The organism is Roseovarius halophilus (ex Wu et al. 2025), assembly GCF_047086965.1.
This window is the reverse complement of the sequence record NZ_JBKOTX010000564.1, coordinates 1-473: the sequence shown is the minus strand read 5'-3', so window position 1 is coordinate 473 and position 473 is coordinate 1. Positions and strand designations below refer to the sequence as shown.

The following is a 473-nucleotide window of genomic DNA, read 5'->3' as shown; positions in this document are numbered from 1 at the left end:
GAGGCGCTCGCGCCGCTGGTCGAGAGTGACGCCCGCGCGCTGGTCAGCACCGGCGCGGATGTCACCGCCCAGCGGCTGACCGACCTGCTGGTGCGCCTGCGCGGGGTCGAGCGACTGTCGGTGCGGGTGCTGACCCCATGAAGACACGCCCCGCCCCGCGCCGCCGCCGCGAGCCCACGATCGCGCTGATCAACATCGTGTTCCTGCTGCTGGTCTTCTTCATGGCCGCGGCCACGCTGGCGCCGCCGCTCGACGGCGAGGTCACGCTAGTACGCACCGCCGACCTCAAGGGGCGCGCGCCGCCCGATGTGCTGGTGATCCGTGCCGACGGGCGGCTGACCTTCCGCGGCCGGGCGGTGCCGGATGCTGCCGCCTACATGGAACTGCGGCCGCAGGACGCGGGCGAGACGGTGCGCATCGTCCCCGATGCCGCCCTGCCCGCGCCCGAGCTGATCCGGCTGGGCGCGGCGCTG

At 74.6% G+C, this 473-nt stretch carries 1 protein-coding gene; it reads left to right on the top strand.

What is annotated here, in order from left to right:
- Positions 1-137: 137 nt before the first annotated feature.
- On the top strand, positions 138-473 hold a 336-nt coding region (locus tag ACH107_RS33510), incomplete at its 3' end, for an ExbD/TolR family protein (protein ID WP_412509887.1).